13 protein-coding genes are annotated in these 18542 nt (G+C 72.0%); 6 read left to right on the forward strand and 7 right to left on the reverse strand.

All coding sequences use genetic code 11. The annotated features are described in order from the left end of the window. Positions 1 to 6 precede the first annotated feature (6 nt). The 3 genes from WQO_RS32650 to WQO_RS32660 form a co-directional block, all read right to left on the reverse strand. Positions 7 to 1665 (reverse strand): acyl-CoA dehydrogenase family protein, encoded by a 1659-nt coding sequence (locus tag WQO_RS32650; RefSeq protein WP_010059210.1) that lies wholly within the window; start codon positions 1663 to 1665, stop codon positions 7 to 9. Positions 1666 to 1733: 68 nt separating this feature from the next. Further along, a complete protein-coding gene (locus WQO_RS32655) occupies positions 1734 to 2339 on the reverse strand; it encodes a TetR/AcrR family transcriptional regulator (RefSeq protein ID WP_058954181.1) in 606 nt (201 codons plus the stop codon). A 55-nt stretch (positions 2340 to 2394) separates the two neighbouring features. Further along, entirely contained in the window at positions 2395 to 3627 is a 1233-nt protein-coding gene (locus WQO_RS32660; RefSeq protein WP_010059214.1) for a metallophosphoesterase, read from the reverse strand. A gap of 192 nt (positions 3628 to 3819) precedes the next feature. Between WQO_RS32660 and WQO_RS32665 the strand changes: the two genes are divergently transcribed. The 4 genes from WQO_RS32665 (at position 3820) to WQO_RS32680 (ending at position 10211) form a co-directional block, all read left to right on the forward strand. Further along, positions 3820 to 4119 (forward strand): hypothetical protein, encoded by a 300-nt coding sequence (locus WQO_RS32665; RefSeq protein WP_010059216.1) that lies wholly within the window; start codon positions 3820 to 3822, stop codon positions 4117 to 4119. A 228-nt stretch (positions 4120 to 4347) separates the two neighbouring features. Beyond that, positions 4348 to 5961, forward strand: coding sequence for a S8 family peptidase (locus WQO_RS32670; protein WP_010059218.1), 1614 nt, complete (start codon positions 4348 to 4350; stop codon positions 5959 to 5961). Between the two features lie 212 nt (positions 5962 to 6173). Next, entirely contained in the window at positions 6174 to 9044 is a 2871-nt protein-coding gene (locus WQO_RS32675) for an ATP-binding protein (RefSeq protein ID WP_010059219.1), read from the forward strand. Positions 9045 to 9320: 276 nt separating this feature from the next. Next, positions 9321 to 10211 (forward strand): S1 family peptidase, encoded by an 891-nt coding sequence (locus WQO_RS32680; protein WP_010059220.1) that lies wholly within the window; start codon positions 9321 to 9323, stop codon positions 10209 to 10211. 239 nt (positions 10212 to 10450) lie between these two features. Here the strand turns inward: WQO_RS32680 and WQO_RS32685 are convergent, their stop codons facing one another. Further along, positions 10451 to 11476: a chitinase gene (locus tag WQO_RS32685; RefSeq protein WP_010059221.1), complete on the reverse strand. Its 1026-nt coding sequence runs from the start codon at positions 11474 to 11476 to the stop codon at positions 10451 to 10453. Between the two features lie 208 nt (positions 11477 to 11684). After that, positions 11685 to 14819 carry a discoidin domain-containing protein gene (locus WQO_RS32690; protein WP_010059222.1) on the reverse strand — a complete coding sequence of 1045 codons (3135 nt, stop codon included), beginning with the start codon at positions 14817 to 14819 and terminating at the stop codon, positions 11685 to 11687. Positions 14820 to 15013: 194 nt separating this feature from the next. Here WQO_RS32690 and WQO_RS32695 point away from each other — a divergent pair, with 194 nt between their 5' ends. After that, entirely contained in the window at positions 15014 to 15715 is a 702-nt protein-coding gene (locus WQO_RS32695; protein WP_010059223.1) for an aspartate/glutamate racemase family protein, read from the forward strand. Between the two features lie 402 nt (positions 15716 to 16117). Continuing rightward, complete coding sequence (locus WQO_RS32700; protein WP_029182159.1) at positions 16118 to 16783, forward strand: DUF3159 domain-containing protein; 666 nt, start codon at positions 16118 to 16120, stop codon at positions 16781 to 16783. Positions 16784 to 17087: 304 nt separating this feature from the next. Here WQO_RS32700 and WQO_RS32705 read toward each other — a convergent pair whose 3' ends face one another. Both WQO_RS32705 and WQO_RS32710 read right to left on the reverse strand, forming a co-directional pair. Further along, positions 17088 to 17531 carry a DUF2267 domain-containing protein gene (locus WQO_RS32705; RefSeq protein WP_010059226.1) on the reverse strand — a complete coding sequence of 148 codons (444 nt, stop codon included), beginning with the start codon at positions 17529 to 17531 and terminating at the stop codon, positions 17088 to 17090. Between the two features lie 470 nt (positions 17532 to 18001). Continuing rightward, the gene (locus WQO_RS32710; RefSeq protein ID WP_010059227.1) at positions 18002 to 18436 is read right to left on the reverse strand and encodes an Hsp20/alpha crystallin family protein; all 435 of its coding nucleotides are present in this window, start codon (positions 18434 to 18436) and stop codon (positions 18002 to 18004) included. Positions 18437 to 18542 lie beyond the last annotated feature (106 nt).

Raw genomic sequence — 18542 nt, forward strand, 5'->3', positions numbered from 1 at the left:
GTCCGGTCAGGCGGGCAGCCGCCCCAGCAGGCCCGCGAAGTCCGTGCCCGCCGGAAGGGTGCCGAACGCGAGCCCCTGGTCCCCGGCGAGGCGGGACGCGCAGAACGCGTCGGCCACCGCCGCCGGAGCATGGCGCACCAGCAGCGAGCCCTGCAGGACGAGAGCGGCCCGTTCGACGACCCGGCGGGCCCGGAGCTGCGCGTCCTCGGGGCGCGCCAGCTCGGCCCGCAGCTCCCGCCAGGCCGCGTCGAGCCGCGCGTCCGCCCCGGCGGCCGCCCCGATCTCGGCGCTCAGGGCCTCCAGGGACTCGGGCTCCCGCGTCAAAGCCCGCAGCATGTCGAGGGCGTTGACATTGCCGGAGCCCTCCCAGATGCCGTTGAGCGGGGCCTCGCGGTACAGCCGGGGCATCCCGGACGCCTCGTCGTAGCCGTTGCCGCCGAGGCACTCCAGGGCCTCGGCGACCGCGACGGGCTGCCGCTTGCACACCCAGTACTTGCCGACGGCGGTGGCCAGCCGGAGGAACGCGCGCTCCCCGGCGTCGCCCCGGTGGGCGCGGTCGGCGGCCCCCGCCAGGCGCAGGGCCAGGGTCGTGGCAGCCTCGGACTCCAGGGACAGATCCGCCAGGACGTTGCGCATCAGGGGCTGGTCGATCAGCTCGACGCCGAACACCGAGCGGTGGCGCGCGTGGTGGGCCGCCTGCGCGAGAGCGGCACGGATACCGGCGGCGGACCCGAGCACACAGTCGAGCCGGGTCATCGTCACCATGTCGATGATCGTGCGCACGCCCTTGCCCTCGTCCCCGACGAGCCAGGCCACGGTGTCGTCGAACTCCGGCTCGCTGGACGCGTTGGACCGGTTGCCGAGCTTGTCCTTGAGCCGCTGGATGCGGAAGGTGTTCCGGCTCCCGTCCGGCAGCACGCGCGGCACCAGGAAGCACGACAGACCGCCGGGCGACTGGGCGAGCACCAGGAAGAGGTCGTTCATCGGCGCACTCGTGAACCACTTGTGCCCGCGCAGCCGCCAGGTGCCGTCGGCCCGCTCGACGGCGGCCGTGGTGTTGGCGCGCACATCGGTGCCGCCCTGCTTCTCCGTCATCCCCATCCCGGCGAGCAGACCGCGCTTGGCCGTGGGGGTGCTCAGCCCCGGCTCGTACACCCGGCTGGTCAGCAGCGGCTCGTACGTCTTCGCGAGATCGGGGGAGCGGCGCAGCGCCGGGACGACGGCGTACGTCATCGAGACCGGGCACAGATGCCCCTGCTCCAGCATCGTGGCCAGCATGAAGCCGCCGGCCCGGGCGACATGGGCCCCGGGGCGCTCGTCGGCCCAGGCGGCGCCCGCCAGTCCCGCCCGTACCGAGGCGTCCATCAGCGAGTGATAGGCGGGGTGGAACTCGACCTCGTCGATCCGGTGGCCGAAACGGTCGTGGGTGCGCAGCTCCGGCTCGTGCCGGTTGGCCTGGTCGGCCCAGTGCTGCGCCTCCTCGCCGCCGACGTACCGCCCGAAGCGGTGCAGCTCCTCCAGATGCCACTCGGCGCCCTCACGGCGCACCCCTTCGATCAGCACCGCGTCGTCGGCTGCGTCATGACCGGTGAGCGGCGGCGCCTGATTGGTCACCTCGTGCGTCACGGCGGTCGGGTTGCTGCGTGGTGCGGTGGGCGTGGACATCGGATCTCCTCCGGGAGGCGGGACGGCGGGGCACACCAGGTGCGGAGCAGGGCGAGGCGCGGACCGGGTCAGGGGGCCGCGCCGGCGCAGCGCAGGGCCACGGCGGTCAGGCCGGCGACGAGCAGGTCCGCGTCCTCGGCGGCCGAGGTGCTCAGCGGATACACGAGAACCTCGCCGATCGCGCCCGTGAGCGCGGCGGCGGTGATCTCCGCGTCCTGACGGGGCAGTTGGTCCCCGGCGACCCCTTCCTCGATCACCGAGGCGAACAGCGCCCGGTAGCGGCGCCGGAACGCCAGGCGTTCCGCGCCGACCGCCGGCTCGGCGGGCGCCGCGAGCAGCGCGTACGCCAGACCGTGGTTCTCCAGGGCGCGGCGGGTGAACACCTCCACCCCCCGGCGCAACCGGTCGGCCGCTTCACCCTCGCCCTCCAGCACCTCGCCCAGCACGTCCACCTCACGCTGCGCGGCGCGCCGGAAGACCTCCACGGCCAGCGCCGACTTGGACGAGAAGTGCTGGTAGACGGAGCCGGCGGCGATGCCGGCCGCGTCGGCGACGGCGGTGACGGACGCCTGCGCCCAGCCGACGTCCGCCACCACTTCGGTGGCGCAGACGACGAGATGTTCCCGGGCGGCTTCGAGGCGCCGCATTTCGGTCGGGGTCTTGCGGTAGGCCATAGAAGAAGTGAATCATCATTCAGAGCTTCCCGCCATGGCCGGTCCACCGCCCGTTTCAGGCCGCGGCGGATCCCTGCGGTGACCGGAGGACGAGCAGGGTGATCTCGCTGGGGGCGAAGACGCGGAAGGGCGGGCCCCAGAAGCCGGTGCCGCGGCTGGTGTAGAGCAGGGTGCGCGCACCGTGGCGGCTGAGCCCGGCGACGGCCGGCTGGTCGACGCGGACCAGGTAGTGGAACGGCCAGATCTGGCCGCCGTGGGTGTGGCCGGAGAGCTGGAGGTCGATGCCGTGGGCCGCCGCGCGGTCGATGAACTTGGGCTGATGGGCGAGGAGCAGGACCGGGAGATCGGGATCGGCGCCGTCGAGGGCTCCCGCGAGATGGGCGCGGTGGCCCGCCAGCCCGGAGGACTCGGCGGTGACGTCGTCGACGCCGGCGACCACGAGGCTGTCACCGCCGCGTTCGAGCAGCAGATGGCGGTTGCGCAGCGGCTCCCACCCCAGCTCGTCCATCAGGTCGACCCAGCCCTGGGCCTCGCTGTAGTACTCGTGGTTGCCGGTGACGTAGACCCGGGCCCGGGTGGCCTGCACCGTGCCCAGGGGAGCGGCCTGGGTACGACGGCGTTGGGCCGTGCCGTCCGCGATGTCGCCGGTGTGGCAGACGAGATCGGCCTCCAGGGTGTTCACCGTCTCGCAGACGCGTGCGGACCAGCGGGCGCGGTCGAGCGGACCGTAGTGGGTGTCGGTGATCAGGACGACCCGGGTGCCGTCCAACCCGGCTCCCAGACGAGGGAGTTCCACATCGAGCCGACGGACGCGCGGCACGCGTCGGGCCTCGGCGTACCCCCAGGCGAGCAGCACGGCGGCGACACCGAGGACGGCCCAGGTGACGATGCGCGCCCGGTCCTGCCCGTCGCCGACGCCGGCCACGGTCAGGGCGAGCCGCAACAGGACGCCGAGCAGTACGGACCAGGTGAACAGGACCCAGATGCCGCCGAGCAGGGTGTCCCCGACGATCGCCGCCCGGTCCTGCTGACGCCGACCGTGGCCCCGCGCCATCGCGAACGGCATACCGACCAGACCGAGGACGAACAGCGCGGTGCCGGCCAGTGCGACGGGCAGCGGCCAGCGCTGACCGGTGTGCAGGAGAACCCAGCACGGCACGGCCCACAGCAGGACGGGGGCGACCAGGGGGATGTAGCGCATCAGACGCTGCAGACGGCTCCGCGGCGCTTCTTCCGCCGCACCGCCTGCCGCGCCGTCCGCGGATCGGGTATCGCTGGACTCGGTCACGCTTGCCCTCCTGAGGTTCTGCCCGGGCGGCTCCCGCCGCCGATGCCCTGCTTCTGCTCCGGGCTCACTGCCGGATTCTCTCGCAGGACGCGGGATCGGCTTCAGGGGGTCGGCTTCCGCGCCGCGACGATCCCCGGTCGCGCGGTCCGTGATTCGGGTCCGAGCCCGTCCCGGCGCTCGTAGGATGCGGGGATGTCCAAGCCGATACGGATGAGGCGCCGCACCTGGGTCGGCGCGTGGGCGGTGCTGTGCGCGGCCGGTCTCGCCGCCACCGCCGTACTGCAGGGCTCCCCGGCGTCGGACCCGCAGCCCGCCCATTCCGTCAGCGCTGAGTCCGACGAACTCATCGCCGAGGTCGAGAAGCAACTGGCCAAGTCCGGGCAGCAGCGCGGGGAAGAGGCCATCGTGGCCTTCTCGCGAGTCTCGGCCGGCACCCTCGAAGACTGCGACGACGAGCTTCGCAGTCATCTCGCCGGCGTTCGGAAGCCGTAGCGCGGCGCCGCAGCCGTCGCACCCGCCCTTCCTTTAGGTAGGGCTACGTATTGATAGGCGCCGTCCGAGCGCCGCAAACTCTGGGCGGCAAAGCCCATCACAGGTCATCCCCGCGGCCGCCCGGCCCGATCTCCCGTCACCACGGCTCGTCTTCCGTGGTGCCCGCATGCCGGGCGGTCCACCCCCACCAGGCCCGACAGGGCCTGTGACGCATCAAGAGGAGAAGCTGTGGATCGTCCCGTTCGCACCTTGCGGAGACTGCTCGCCGTCGGCGCCGGTGCCGCCCTGCTCGTCGGCGCCGCCTCGACCGCCGCGGTCACCGCCGCGCCCGTACCGCCGGGCGGTGGCGAAGGCCGCATCGTCGGTGCGGACCGCCCCGACGCGGTCGAAGGCTCCTACATCGTCACGCTCAAGGACTCCGTGGCCCGTACGGAGATACCCTCCGTCGCGCGGTCCCTGTCCCAGCGCCACGCGGGCCAGGTGCGGAGCACCTATACCACCGCCCTGCGCGGCTTCTCGGTGAAGATGAGCGAGGAGAAGGCGAAGCGCCTGGCCGCCGACCCCTCGGTGGCCCGGGTGGAAGCCGACGGCGCGGCGTACGCCACCGGCACCCAGCCCAATCCGCCCAGTTACGGCCTGGACCGCATCGACCAGCGCAGCCTCCCGCTGGACAGGAGCTTCACCTACCCGAGCGACGCCTCCAACGTCACGGTCTACGTCGTCGACTCCGGTGTCCGGATGAGCCACGGCGACTTCGGCGGCCGGGCCACCAGCGGCTACGACTTCATCGACAACGACTCCAACGCATCAGACTGTCATGGGCATGGCACTCATGTGGCCGGGACCGCCGCGGGCAGCTCCTACGGCGTCGCCAAGGGTGCCAAGATCGTCAGCGTTCGCGTGCTGAACTGCCAGGGCAGCTCCGGCACCAGCTGGGACCCGGTCCTCCGCGGTATCGACTGGGTCACCAAGAACGCCAAGAAGCCCGCCGTGGTCAACATGAGCGTCGGCGGCGGCAAGACCCAGTCCATCAACGACGCGATCAACAACTCCATCGCCTCCGGCATCACCTGGGTCGTCGCGGCGGGGAACAACAACGCCGACTCCTGCCAGTACTCGCCCTCGTCCACCCCGGCGGCGATCACGGTCGGCGCCACGAACAGCTCGGACGCCCGCGCCACCGGCTGGAGCAACGGCCAGGCCTCCAACTACGGCACCTGCCTGGACATCTTCGCCCCCGGCGACAAGATCATCTCCTCGTCCAACGCGGGCGACAGCGCCAACCAGTCCATGAGCGGCACCTCCATGGCATCCCCGCACACCGCCGGCGCCGCCGCGCTGCTCCTGGCCGCCAACCCGTCGCTCACCCCCGCCCAGGTCCGCGACAAGCTGGTCGCCGACGCCACCCCGGACAAGATCAGCGACGCCCGCCCCGGCTCACCCAACCGCTTGCTCTTCACCGGCACCGGCGGCGGCGAGGACCCCACCGACCCGCCCGGCAAGAAGTTCGAGAGCGCCGGTCAGGTCCAGATCCGCGACAACGCCACGGTCGAGTCCCCCATCACCGTGACCGGCATCGACGGCAACGCCCCCGCCAACCTGTCGGTCACCCTCGACATCCGCCACACCTTCCGCGGTGACCTCAAGGTCGAACTGGTGCCCCCGGGCGGAGGCGCGGCCGTCCTGAAGAACTTCAACTCCAACGACAGCGCCGACAACGTCCAGGGCACGTTCACGGTCAATGCCTCCAACAGCCCCGCCAACGGCGTCTGGAAGCTCCGCGTCACCGACAACTGGGTCAACGACACCGGCTCGATCAACTCCTGGTCCCTCCAGTTCTGATCCGGCCTGCGCCTCCCGCCCGGTGAGCCTCTCCGCGGACCTCACCGGCCCGGGACGGAGGCGTCTGCGGCGCCCGCACACGCGCCGCAGACGCCACTCCTCTTTCCAGCGCCGTCGGAACGGGCCATCATGAGGCCGTTCCGACGGTCCGGTCGCATCGCCCGCCCGCACATCCGTCCTGCCGATGCCGCTCAGGAGCGCGGAAGGAAGCCGTGAACGCCGAGCCGTCGCCGCCCTCCGCCCCCGGTCTCCTGATCGGACGCTCCGCCCTCCTGGCCGACGTGTACGCGGAGCTCGACCGGCGACCCGCCGTCGCGGTGATCACCGGGGAGCCCGGGGTCGGGAAGAGCCGATTCGTCCACGAACTCCTGCGACGGACCACGTCATCGGATGCCGTCACCCTGGTCGCCCGCTGCCAGGAGGCGGACACTCCTTTCCCCTTCGCACCGCTCGTCGAGGCGTTGAACCGCCTCCGCTCCGGGCCCCTCCCGGCGGACCTGCCGCCGGTGACCGGGGCCCTGCACGCTCTGCTGCCCGACCTCGCGGACCGCCTCCCGCCCGCGCCGCCTCCCCTGGGTGACCCGGGTGCCGAACACCACCGCGTCCTGCGTGCCCTGCACGCGTACACGGCAGCGCTGGGGGAGGCCGTCCTGGTCGTCGAGGATCTCCAGTGGGCCGACGCATCGACCTGTGCCTTTCTCCGTACGGTCATCGCCGACCCGCCACCTCGCCTGGGCCTCGTTCTCACCGCGCGCAGCCGTACCGACCCCCACCGCGACGCCGAAGGCAGCGACGGCGTCCCGTTCCCGCTGCGCACACCGGCCCACGTGACGGTCGTCGAGCGGCACCTCGCACCGCTGTCGGCGACGGAGACCGGTGAGCTGGCCGCCGGGCTGCTCGGCGCGCAGGCGGTACCGGACGGGTTCGCCGACCGACTGCACCGGTGGACGGGCGGCCTGCCGTACGTGGTCGAGGAGGTGATACGCGCATGGCGGGGCTCCGCGGAGTTCCCCACCGACACGGCGGGGGAGCCGCTCCTGCCCGCGTCCGTGCGCCGGGTGGCGGTCGAGCGGCTGCGTGGCCTCCCTCCGGCGGCGCGGCAGGTGGTCGCCGCAGCAGCGGTCCTCGGCGAACCCGCGCCCGTGGAACTGCTCTGCTCCGTCGCGGGGTTGGGCGCCCCGGAGACGCGTCGAGCACTCGCGGCCGCGCTGAGGGAAGGCGTCCTGTGCGCCTCCCCCCACGACGGCGGGTACGCCTTCCCCTACGACCTGGCGCACCGGGCCGCGTACGAGGCGGTCGCCGAACCGGAGCGGCCTGTTCTGCACCTGCGTGCGGCCCGCGCTCTGGCCCGGCACACGAGCCCGTTCCCGCTGGCGGGGATGGCCGACCACTACCGGCGCGCCGGCCGCCCCGCGCAGGCGGCGCGCTGCCTGGAGGCGGCAGCGGACCGGGCGGCGGGGGACGGGGACGCGGGCATGGCCGCGGCTCAGTACCTCGGCGCCCTGCGCAACGGCCCCTCGCCCGTGGCCCGCGACCGGGTCGCGCTGAAGCTGGCCCGCGTCGCGCTGAACGCCCGGCCAGGACCCCAGGTGCCCGCCGCGCTGCGGCAGGTCCTCGACCAGCACTCCCTGGGCCCCGGGCCGAGCGGTGAGATCCGGCTGCTGCTGGGCCTGTTGCTGCGCAACCAGTCGGGTTCCGGCCTTGAGGCGCTGGAGGAGATAGCGCGAGCGGTCCCCGACCTCCTCGTCGTCTCCACCGGCCAGGCCGCACGCGCGCTCGCGATCACGGCCATCCCCTCCCTCAAGGGCTGGCCGGTCGGCGAGCACCGCCGCCTGCTGGCCGAGGCGGAGCGGCTGCTGCCCGGGGTCGAGGAGGCGGACCTGCGCTCCGCCGTGCTGGCCAACCGTGCCACCGCCCTGGCCCTGATGGGCGACCCGTCGGCGTGGGAGGCGGTGGCCGATCTGCCCGACACCCTCACCGGGGAGGGGGCGGCGAGGGTGTACGCCAATCTGGCGGGCGCCGCGAACTCCCTGGGCCACCCGGAGCGCGCCCGGGCTTTTCAGGCCCGGGCGTGGCAGGAGGTGCGGACGAACCACGCCCCTTATCTGGAAGCCTTCGTCGAGACGACCGACGTGGTCGCGGCCTTCACGAGCGGCCGGTGGAAAGGACTGCTGGGGCGGGCCGAGCGTGCCGAAGCGCAGTACCAGGACGTGCCCGACTTCCACGCGGAGGCCCTGCTGGTCTGCGGACTGCTACGTCTGCACACCAAGGGGCAGACGGATGTGGCACGGCGTCTCCTGGAACGGGCCGTGGAGACGACCGCGCTGGACACCGGCGTGGTGCTGACCGCTGCCGCGGCTGCCGTGGCTCGGGTCCATCTGGCGGCCGGCCGGCCGTCTCAGGCCGTCCAGGCGGTGGAGGGAGCGCTGCATCATGTCCGCCGTACGGGGGCGTGGGTGTGGGCGACCGCCCTCGTACCACCGGCGATCGAGGCCCTCGTCCGGGACGACCGTCCCGGGGAGGCACATCGCCTGGTCGCGGAGTTCGCCGCAGGCATCGCCGACCGGGACGCACCGGCGGCCCGGGCCGCCCTGCTGACCTGCCGGGCCCTGCTCACCGCGACGGACGGCCCGCAGTCCGGGCCTGCACCGTCCGATGCGCCGTACGCGTCGGCGGCGGACGCCTGGACGCGGCTGGAGCGACCGTACGAAGCCGCGTACGTGAAGGAGGCCCGCGGCCTCCACCTGCTGGCCTCGGGTGTGCCGGGCGGGCGCACGGTGCTTCATGAGGCGATCGCCGCCTACCAGGACATCGACGCCGTATGGGATGTGCTGCGGTGTCAGCGCGAACTGCGGGAGCACGGCCAGACCACCGTCCGCAGACCCGGCGCGCTGGGGTACGGCGACCACCTCTCGCCCCGGGAGCGGGCGGTGGCCCGGCTCGCCTCGCTCGGCCTGTCGAACCGTGAGATCGCGAGCGAGCTGGTCCTCTCGCACCGGACGGTCGAGCACCACGTGGCACGCGCCCTCCGGAAACTGGGGGTCTCCTCCCGCACCGAGATCGGCCCGCACCTCGGACCGTGACCGAATACCCGAGGGAAGGCGGCGCACTCCACAGTCTATTTCCCGCCATCCCCTTCCCTTCCAAGGTCGTTAATCTACCCATTTGTTGAGGTCTGGAGCTCGCCGCAAGAGCTACTTATCGGCCAGTCCCGTTCCGGGGGTCTTGTGCGGGTCCACCGGCCTCTCCAGCATGAATAACGTTGTCAGGGACACGACGGATTGATCGTCTTCCCGATGACGAGTCATGGGCGTCCACCCAAACGCCCCGAGTTTCCCCCCACGATCTGGAGGAACACAGTGCGACTCTCTCGCCCCCACAGCCTCACGAGACGAGCACGACTCATCGCAGGGGCCACCGGCCTCGCCGCCGCGGCGGCGCTCGCGGTTCCCGCCACCGCCGCATCCGCCCAGCCGGCCCCGCAGACGTTCAGCGCCACCGAGCTCAACCAGACCGCCGCCTCTGTCCGCACCGCCGACGTCGGCGGCACGGCCTGGTACGTCGACGGCGCGTCGGGCAAGGTCGTCGTCACCGCCGACAGCACGGTCAGCAAGGCCGAGATCGCCAAACTGAGGAGCGAGGCCGGCGCCAACGCCGACGCTCTCGTGGTCAAGCGCACCCCCGGTAAGTTCTCCAAGCTCATCGCGGGTGGCGAAGCCATCACCACCGGCGGAGCACGCTGCTCCCTGGGCTTCAACGTGCAGGACGGCTCGGGAACCAAGTTCGCCCTGACCGCCGGCCACTGCACCAACATCGGCAGCTCGTGGTCCATCGGTACCACCACCGGATCGAGCTTCCCCGGCGACGACTACGGCATCATCCGGCACTCCGATCCGGGCGCGGCCGACGGCCGTGTCTCCCTCTACAACGGCAGCTACCAGGAGATCGACGGCGCGGCCGACGCCACGGTCGGCCAGTCCGTCCAGCGCAGCGGCAGCACCACCGGCCTGCACGGCGGCTCCGTCACCGGTCTCAACGCCACCGTCAACTACGGCGCCGACGGCATCGTCTCCGGTCTCATCCAGACCAACGTCTGCGCCGAGCCCGGCGACAGCGGCGGCGCACTCTTCTCCGGGAGCACCGCGCTCGGCCTCACCTCCGGCGGCAGCGGCAACTGCTCCTCCGGCGGTACCACGTTCTACCAGCCCGTCACCGAGGCGCTCAGCGTCTACGGAGTGAGCATCATCTGATCCCGCACTAACCAGGGTTCGCCATCGGCCCTGAGTGCTGTCCCCGCCGGTTCACCGGCGGGGGCAGCGCTCGTTGTCCGTGTCGGCGCGGCCTGTCCGGGCGCCACGGGCTCGGCCGCGAAGCGATTTCCAGCTGCCTGACCGATGAAAGACGAGGTCAGGCACCTTCCATCAGGCCGCGAGCCTGGCCGCCGGAGCTCCGGAGGCCAGGCTCGAAGGGTGAGGAGTGAGGGGGCGGGTTACGGGAGTTCGTGGACGTGCGGCGCCACGCTGTTGACCCAGTTGTCGCCGTTCGCCGCGTCCCAGTTGGTGGACCAGGTCATGGCGCCGCGCAGCCCCGGGTACGTCTTCTCGGGCTTGAACTCGCCGCAGTTCTCACCCTTGGTCAGGCAGTCGAGGGCGTCGTTGACGATCGCCGGGTCGACGTAGCCGGAGCCGGCGCCCTTGGAGGAGGCAGGGGTGCCGATGCCGACCTGGTCGGCATCGAGGCCGTTCTCCAACTGGATGCAGGCGAGCGCGGTCAGGAAGTCGACCGAGCCCTGGGCGTACACGTTGCCGTCGCAGCCGGCCATCGAACCGCTGTTGTAGTACTGCATGTTGACGACGGTCAGAATGTCCTTCACGTCGAGCGCCAGCTTGAAGTACTCGGTGCTGGTGCTCTGCATGTCGATCGTCTGCGGCGCCATGGTGAGGACCAGGTCGCTGCCTGCCTTCTCGGACAGCGACTTCAGTGCCTCGCCCATGTACTGGGCGTTGATGCCGTGCTCCAGGTCGATGTCGACGCCGTCGAAGCCGTACTCCTCCATGAGGGCGTACGTGCTGTCGGCGAACTGCCGGGCCGACTCCGAGTCGTCGACCGTCACGTTCCCGAGCTCGCCGCCGACCGAGATGACGACGGACTTGCCGGCTTCCTGCTTCGCGGCGATGTCGGCCTTGAAGTCGTCCTCGGAGGCATAGCCGACCGCCGGGTCGAGGTTGAACTCGATCTGGCCTTCGGTGCCGGTGGCGTCGGCGAAGGCGACCGCGATGATGTCGTAGCCGTCCTGGACGTCGCCCAGCTTCTGGACTGTCGCGCCGTTGTCGAAGTTCTGCCAGTAGCCGGTGACGGCGTGTGCGGGTACGGCAGCACGGGCCTGACCGCTCTCGGCAGCGCCTGCGCTACTGCCCAGAGTGGTGGCCGCCATGAGCCCGCCGGTGGCGAGGACGAGGGCGACACTGCCGCCCAGGAGCTTGTTGCTGCGCTTCTTGCGATGCGTCCGGTCCACGGGGAATCTCCAGGTGCGTGGGGGGAGTTCGCGAACGAGGGGGACATCGGTGGCCACCGACCTGGTGCAGGAGATTGGTTCATACCAATGCCCATGTCAACCCTTGTGACAAAAGCCGTCACCTCTGAGCACTCCTGATGTCGGGATTTGTTCAGAACGCTCACGGAAGGGCGATCGGCCGGCTGCGGTGCTCGGTGAAGCCGGTCCGTCAGCGGACTGACAGCCGCACGAGACCACCGCGCTCCTCCGGGGTGCCCGACACCCGCAGCGCCACATAACGCGGGGAGCCCGTGGCCCGCAGACTCCGCACCCGGCCATGACCGGTGAGCGCGCCCGCCCGGCGGTAGCTGATCCCGTCGTCGCTGAACTCCACGGACAGGCCCGGGACCCGCCCGGCCGACCACTCGGCCTCCACCCGGCCCACCGCCCGCCGCGCCCCGAGGTCCACGACCAGGCGGCCGTCGCGTCCCGGCCGCCACACCGTGTCCGGGTCGCCGTCGACGGCTGCCGAGGGCTCCGACATCCCCGTCGGCAGCGGCGCGTTCGGGAAGACGGCTCGGCCCAGGGCGAGGTCCGTCGTCGGATAGGCCTGCGCCCCGCGCACCGTGACCTCGATGCCCCGGCCCGGCCGCACCACCGCCACCGTGCTGCGCCCCTGTGCCTCGACCCGCACCCGGCAGACCGGCCCGGTCAGGCGCACCGTGGCGGCGTCCACGACCTCCACCCACAGCCCGTTCGGCAGCGACCGGCCCGACAGCGGGACCAGCGTGAACCGGGGCGGCAGCAGCAGCGCCGAAGCCGCCTCCAGCCGCGCCTCGTACCGCAGGCCGTCCCGGGTCACCACCTGCTCGCCCTCGTAGACCTCCCGGCGGCGGCCCTCCTGCACCAGGGTGACCGGGGTACGCGCCGCCCGGTCCGACAAGTTGAACAGGCTCAGGTGACCGTCTGTCACCGCCGCCCGCACCTTCTCGTCCCCGGCCGTGGGCACCGGCCGGCGCACGAGTTCGCGCAGGCCGTCGGCTGACACCCCGCAGTGGCCCTCCACGAGCAGCGGGCCCGTACCGCCGCCCTCCGCCAGGACGATCGTGTCCCCGTACACCGCCAGCGGACCGCGCACGCCGCGTACGACCAGACCCGCACGGCCGTCCACGTCCAGCCAGCCGCCCTCGCTGCGCAGCGCCGGTACGGGGCCGCTCGCCAGGTCCGTCCACCTCTCCCCGTCGTCCGAGCCCTGCACCAGGTAGCTCCGGCCCGCCGCGCTCTCCCAGCGCAGGGTGACCCGGTCCAGGGCGCGGGGCTCCCCGAGGTCCACGGCGAGCCAGCTGTCGGGGCGCGGCCGGTCGGCGGCGGAGACAGCCCAGCGGGTCGTGCCGTCCCCGTCCACGGCCAGCTCCGGACCCCTGCCCGGTGCGGACGAGGACGCGGTGGCCCGGCCACCGCGCGCGAGGTCGGGCCCGTCGGCCCCGTCCCGCGCCTCCGCGGCGAACAGCGAGTAGCCGTACGCCGGATCGGGCGTCACGCCCTGGACCCGCAGGTGCCGGACCGTCGTACGGTCGAACGACAGCTCGTCGACGCGGCCCGTCGAGCCACCGGAGGAGTCCCGGGACGCGACCGTGGCCGACCCCTCGGCGAAGCGGTACGTCCGCTCGCCGTCCAGGCCCGCCACGCCCGGCATGGTGAGGTTGTGCACCTCCAGCCGGCCGCCCGCGGTGTCCGGTCCTTCGGCGGCGTGGACCACCGCGCCGCTGGGCAGCGTGGTGAAGCCCGCGAAGCCGTCCTTCAGCCGCAGCAGCGTCGCGCTCCCGTCGAAGCCGTCGCGCAGCCGGGTGTGCGTGCGCACCGAGCGGCCGGTGACCTCCACGCCCGTGGACGGCAGGAACATCGGCGTGGCGCCGCTGATCCGGAACAGCCAGTCGTCGTGGCCCGGCTGCCAGGCGAACTTCACGAACTTCGGCTTGGACACCACACCGGCCCAGGCGGCGGGGGACTGGTGCGACACCAGGCCGGGCCCCTCCCCGAAGTCCGTCACCCCGGAGGCGTACGCGAACAGCTCCCGCTGCGACAGCGGCACGGCGGGCCGGCCCGCCCCGGGCCACACGTGCAGCAGGTAGCTGATGGCCAGTTCGGCGCGGGCCTCCGGCTCGTACTTCGGCTCACCGGAGAACTTCGCCAGCCGGTGCTCCGGCGGGTACGCCTGGTACGCCTCCAGCCGCGCCGCCAGCTCCACTTCCGCGCGGGCCGCCGCCCGGTCGCCCATCACCCGGGACAGGAACGCCAGCGGGATCACGTCCCGGCCGTAGAGGTGTTCACGGTCGTTGACCATCGGCATCAGCGGCTCACCCGCGTCCGACATCACCCCCAGCAGGGTCCGCCACAGCGGCCCGGCGTTCGGCTGCCGGGTCAGTACCTCGGGCAGTGGCTCCCCTGCCGCCAGGAAGTGCGCCGCGTTGCGCCCCGAGGTCCGCCACAGCTCCGCCTGGTAGTGCGGGCCGAAGGAGCCGTGGTTCTCGACGATGAACGTGTCATAGACGTTCCGGGCGGTGTTCCGGGCCACCGGCACGCCGTCCACGCGGGCCGGGTTGGCGAGGTCGGCCTCCGGCAGTCCGGCCTCGTTGCGCGACCAAGTGCCGTAGTCGGCCGCCCACTCGGAGCGTCGGCGGTCGTCCGGGGCCCAGGCCAGCGCGGGGGCCAGCGCCTGGGCGTAGATGCCCATCTCCTCCAGCTTGGTGTCACCGACGTGGCCGCCCGTCAGCCCGTTCGGCGTCCAGGACCCGGAGGCCGGGTCGTCGCCGGTGCCCAGGGCATGCGTGTACGCGGCCTGCTCCCGGACGATGGTGTCCACCAGGGAGCGGGTCCGCTCGTCCAGCTCGTCCCAGAGCAGCCGGGCGGCCAGCACGAAGTACGACTGGAACGTGGTGTCGAAGAACAGGGTGCGGCCCCACTGGGTGCCGCCGGTCAGCCGGTTGGAGGCGGCGAAGTGCCGCACCGTCGCCAGCGTCCGCCGCTTGAGCGTGTTGCGGTCCACCCCCGCCAGCTCCGCGTCGTAGCTGCCACGTGTCAGCAGCACGGCATGGCCGAGGACCACCGCGAACCCGAAGAACTTGTCCGTGTAGATGCCCCGGGCCTCGTCCCACTGTGTCTCGGACCAGCGGGTGTGCCGCAGCAGGACCCGGTAGTACGTGGCGGCGACATCGTCCTCCGCGCCGCTCCCGCCGGCCCCGGCGAGCGGGGACGCGGCCGCCGACGGCGAACCCGCGCCGAGCGGCAGCGCGGCCACGGCTCCGGACGCGCCGAGGATCTGGAGCAGTCGGCGGCGGCCGAGGGGAAGAGAGGTGGGGCCCACGGTGGTTCTCCTCTGGGGGTGCGCGCGGCGGTCGTCGGACGGCTCAGGGGGAACGGCCGTACGATGAAGCCATAATGGACAACGTTGTCAACGGGTTGAGGGCCACCCTTGGCCGCCCCGGTATGTTCCGTCAAGGGAAAACGCACGATTGAACGGGACGATGACGGAACGACGGACCGAGGAGGGACGCGGCAGTGAGGACGATCGGGCTCATCGGCGGCATGAGCTGGGAGTCGACGGCGGAGTACTACCGGCTCATCAACGAGTACACCCGGGACCGGCTGGGCGGGCTGCACTCGGCGCGGTGCGTGCTCTACTCGGTCGACTTCGCCGAGATCGAGCGGCTCCAGACGGAGGGGCGCTGGGAGGAGGCCGGTGAGGTCCTGGCCGACGCCGCCCGTGCGGTGCAGAGCGCCGGGGCCGACATGGTGCTGATCTGCACTAACACCATGCACAAGGTGGCCGACACGGTGGCGTCGGCGGTCTCGGTGCCGCTGGTGCACCTCGCCGACGCCACGGCGGACGCGGTCCGCGCGGCGGGGGTGCGGAAGGTCGGTCTGCTCGGCACGGCGTTCACCATGGAGCAGGACTTCTACCGGGGCCGGCTCCGGGACCGGGGGCTCGACGTACGCGTCCCGGACGCGGCGGGCCGGGCCCTGGTGCACGAGGTAATCTACGGCGAACTGTGCCTGGGAGAGGTGCGTGCCGCATCCCGTGAGGCGTACCGGGAGATCATCCGGGGCCTGGTGGCGGACGGCGCGGAGGGGGTGATCCTCGGCTGCACGGAGATCGAACTGCTCATCGGCCCCGAGGACAGCCCGGTGCCGGTCTTCCCCACCGCCCGGCTGCACGCCCTGGCGGCGGTCGACGCGGCCCTGTCCGGTGGCGAGGAGTAGGCAGAGGGCCTCGCGGAGAGAACCGGGCTGGCGGAGCGACCCGCGGCCGACGGAACGGGCCGGATCCCGCCGGCTGTCCCGATCCGGAACGGGCCCTGAACGGGCCTCTGTTCGCATCATTCCGGGGTGCCGTCGCGCCCGATCGGGCACGACGGCACCCCGGCTTCGACCTGGTCCGAACCTTCCGGCATGACGCCCGGCTTTCGGGACAGACGCTGACCCACAGCGCCCCCGCAACCGCGCGCGGAACGGCGGTTCCCCCGCCGGACCCGTCCGCGCGGCGACGCGACGGGGCGCACGACGTCCCCCACAGCCGGAAGAAGGTCCCCCGTGGCGATCAACCAGACGCAGCAACCGCTGGACGGCGGACTGCCTGTCCCGGAAGCGGACGATCGGCGGTCCGTGGCCGAGTCTCGTCCTGACGCAGGGCCCGGAGCGCAGCACCACTCGGAGGAGGCTCCCCGGCAGCGGCCCTCCGCCCTGGAACAAGCAGGCGGCGTACGCGGGTTGATCTACTCCGCTCTGCCGGTCCTCGCCTTCGTCATCGGCAACAACATCGGCGGGCTGAAGACGGCGATCATCGCCGCCCTGGCCCTCTCCGTGGTGATCGCGGCGGAGCGCCTGCTCCGCAAGGAATCGATCATGCCCGCGGTCGGCGGCGTCTTCGGCGTGGCCATCGCCGCAGGGATCTCCTGGTGGACCGGATCCGCCAAGGACTACTTCCTCATCGGCATCTGGTCCAACCTGGCCGCCGCCCTGGTCTTCGGGATCTCCGTCCTGGCGCGCCGCCCGCTGGCGGGCGTTCTGTGGAACTCCATGACCGGCAAGGGCACGGCCTGGCAGGAGGACCGGCGCTCGCGGCGCGACTTCTCCATCGCCACGATCGTGCTCACCGTCATCTTCGCCGCCCGTTTCGCCGTCCAGCAGTACCTCTACGAGGCCGACGAGGTCGGCACGCTGGGCACCGCGAAGATCATCATGGGCTACCCGCTGCTGGCCGTCGGGCTGCTCGCCGTCGCCTGGGCCGCCCGCGCGTCGCACCGCCGACTGCGTGCCGGGGACCGCTGAGAGGGGCTGACGCGCGGTCCCGGCCGTGCTGAGGGCCGCCGCCGCCACGGCGACCGGCACCTGTATCGCGGCCATGCAGGCGCCGGTCGCCGTGGACCGAAGGCGGCGGACACCGAGTTGCCCGACCTGACCACCACGGCGCTTGCCGCGCCCCTTGGTGGTGACGCCGTCGCCGCCCACCTGCAGGAGCGAGGCGGCTTGCCGCAAGGCCCTGCTTCCTTCGGTTCGTATCCGGACGGAGCAGGGCCTTCGTGGTCTTCCGCTTCGGGTCTTCGGGATGTCCGCTGGGCGTGTGTCTCGGCGGCTATGCGGCGGGGGTGAGTTCTGCTCGGCCGAACAGCAGAGCCCAGCCGCTGGGGAGCTGGTGGAGGATGCGGCTGGTCAGGTCGGCACCGGCGTGCGCTGCGACGTCGGCGAGGACGGCGCCGGTGTCCCACCGGGTGGTTGCCAGGGAGGCGCCGGAGCGGGTGGCCAAGTCTTGGATGAAGTCCTTGCCGGTCAGTGGGCGGGTGTCGGGGACCTGCGCGGTCAGCACACGCGCTGCCTCTACGGGCAGGCAGCGGGCCAGATCGACGCGTTCGGCGCCGGTGAGTTGACGTCCGAGCCCGGCGAGCACCACACGGACCACTTCTTCCGCCCGTTCACGGGTGGGGTAGGCGCCTTCGTATCGGACCTTCTCCAGCATCTGCTCGTACGCCTTCGAGCTCGGCTGGTGTTGCGTGAGAGGTACGCGCGCGTCGGTGATCACTGCGGGGCATGCCTTTCAGGAGTCATGGGAGCGCCGGACGCGGCACTTCCGTTTTGATCAGATGGACTGGGGGCGGCCTGAGAGGGAGCAGGATCTGCCCAGTCAGGTCTTCGTCTGCCGTGCCGGCGAAGGCGGATGGCGCGGCACTGGGGTGCCGCGTCGCGATCTGCTCGGTGGCCCCTCCTGTCCCGGCGGCGGCCCGCGCGGGCCGATCCCTCGAAGGAGTGGATCGGCCCACGCGCGCCGCGAACTGGGCGCGTACCCCGTCGACACGTGGGGGCAGAGCACGGCGAGCGCGAGGTGCACCGCACGCTCGGTTTCCTGCGCTGTGTCGTGTCGACCCGTTTCGTCGCACCGCCGGCACATACTTCGCGTCGCAAAGTCACCAGCCGCCACCCGTTGGTGGTGTCGGTTGCCTCGCGGTGCGGAGGGGGACCAGAGATCCCCCTCCGCACCGGATGCAGGCTGGGTCAGCCGGGAATCATCTTCTTGCGGCCGGAGCCGGCGCCGATGGAGACCTTCCGGGGCTTGGCGCGCTCCGCGATCGGGATGCGCAGGGTGAGAACGCCGGCGTCGTAGTCAGCCTGAATGCGCTCGGTGTCGAGGGTGTCGGCGAGCACGATCTGGCGGGAGAAGACGCCCAGCGGTCGCTCCGACAGTTCCATCTTGACGTTGTCGACCTCGGCCGTCGGCCGTCGCTCGGCCTTGACGGTCAGCATGTTCCGCTCGACATCGATGTCGAGCGCATCCGCGGTGACGCCGGGGATGTCGAAAGCCACCACGTACTCGTCACCCTCGCGGTAGGCGTCCATCGGCATCACCGAAGGCTTCGACCAGGTTCCCGGGCCCATCAACTGCTGTGCCATCCGGTCCAGTTCACGGAAGGGGTCAGTGCGCATCAACATCGTGAAACACCTCCAGCAGGTTCGAACGGTTGCTGCCAATGCGCTGCACGGGCACTGTTGTAGCATGTCATCCAAGCGATGACAAATGTTCTGTCATCCAGTCGAT

The organism is Streptomyces globisporus C-1027, assembly GCF_000261345.2.
GTDB lineage: Bacteria > Actinomycetota > Actinomycetes > Streptomycetales > Streptomycetaceae > Streptomyces > Streptomyces pakalii.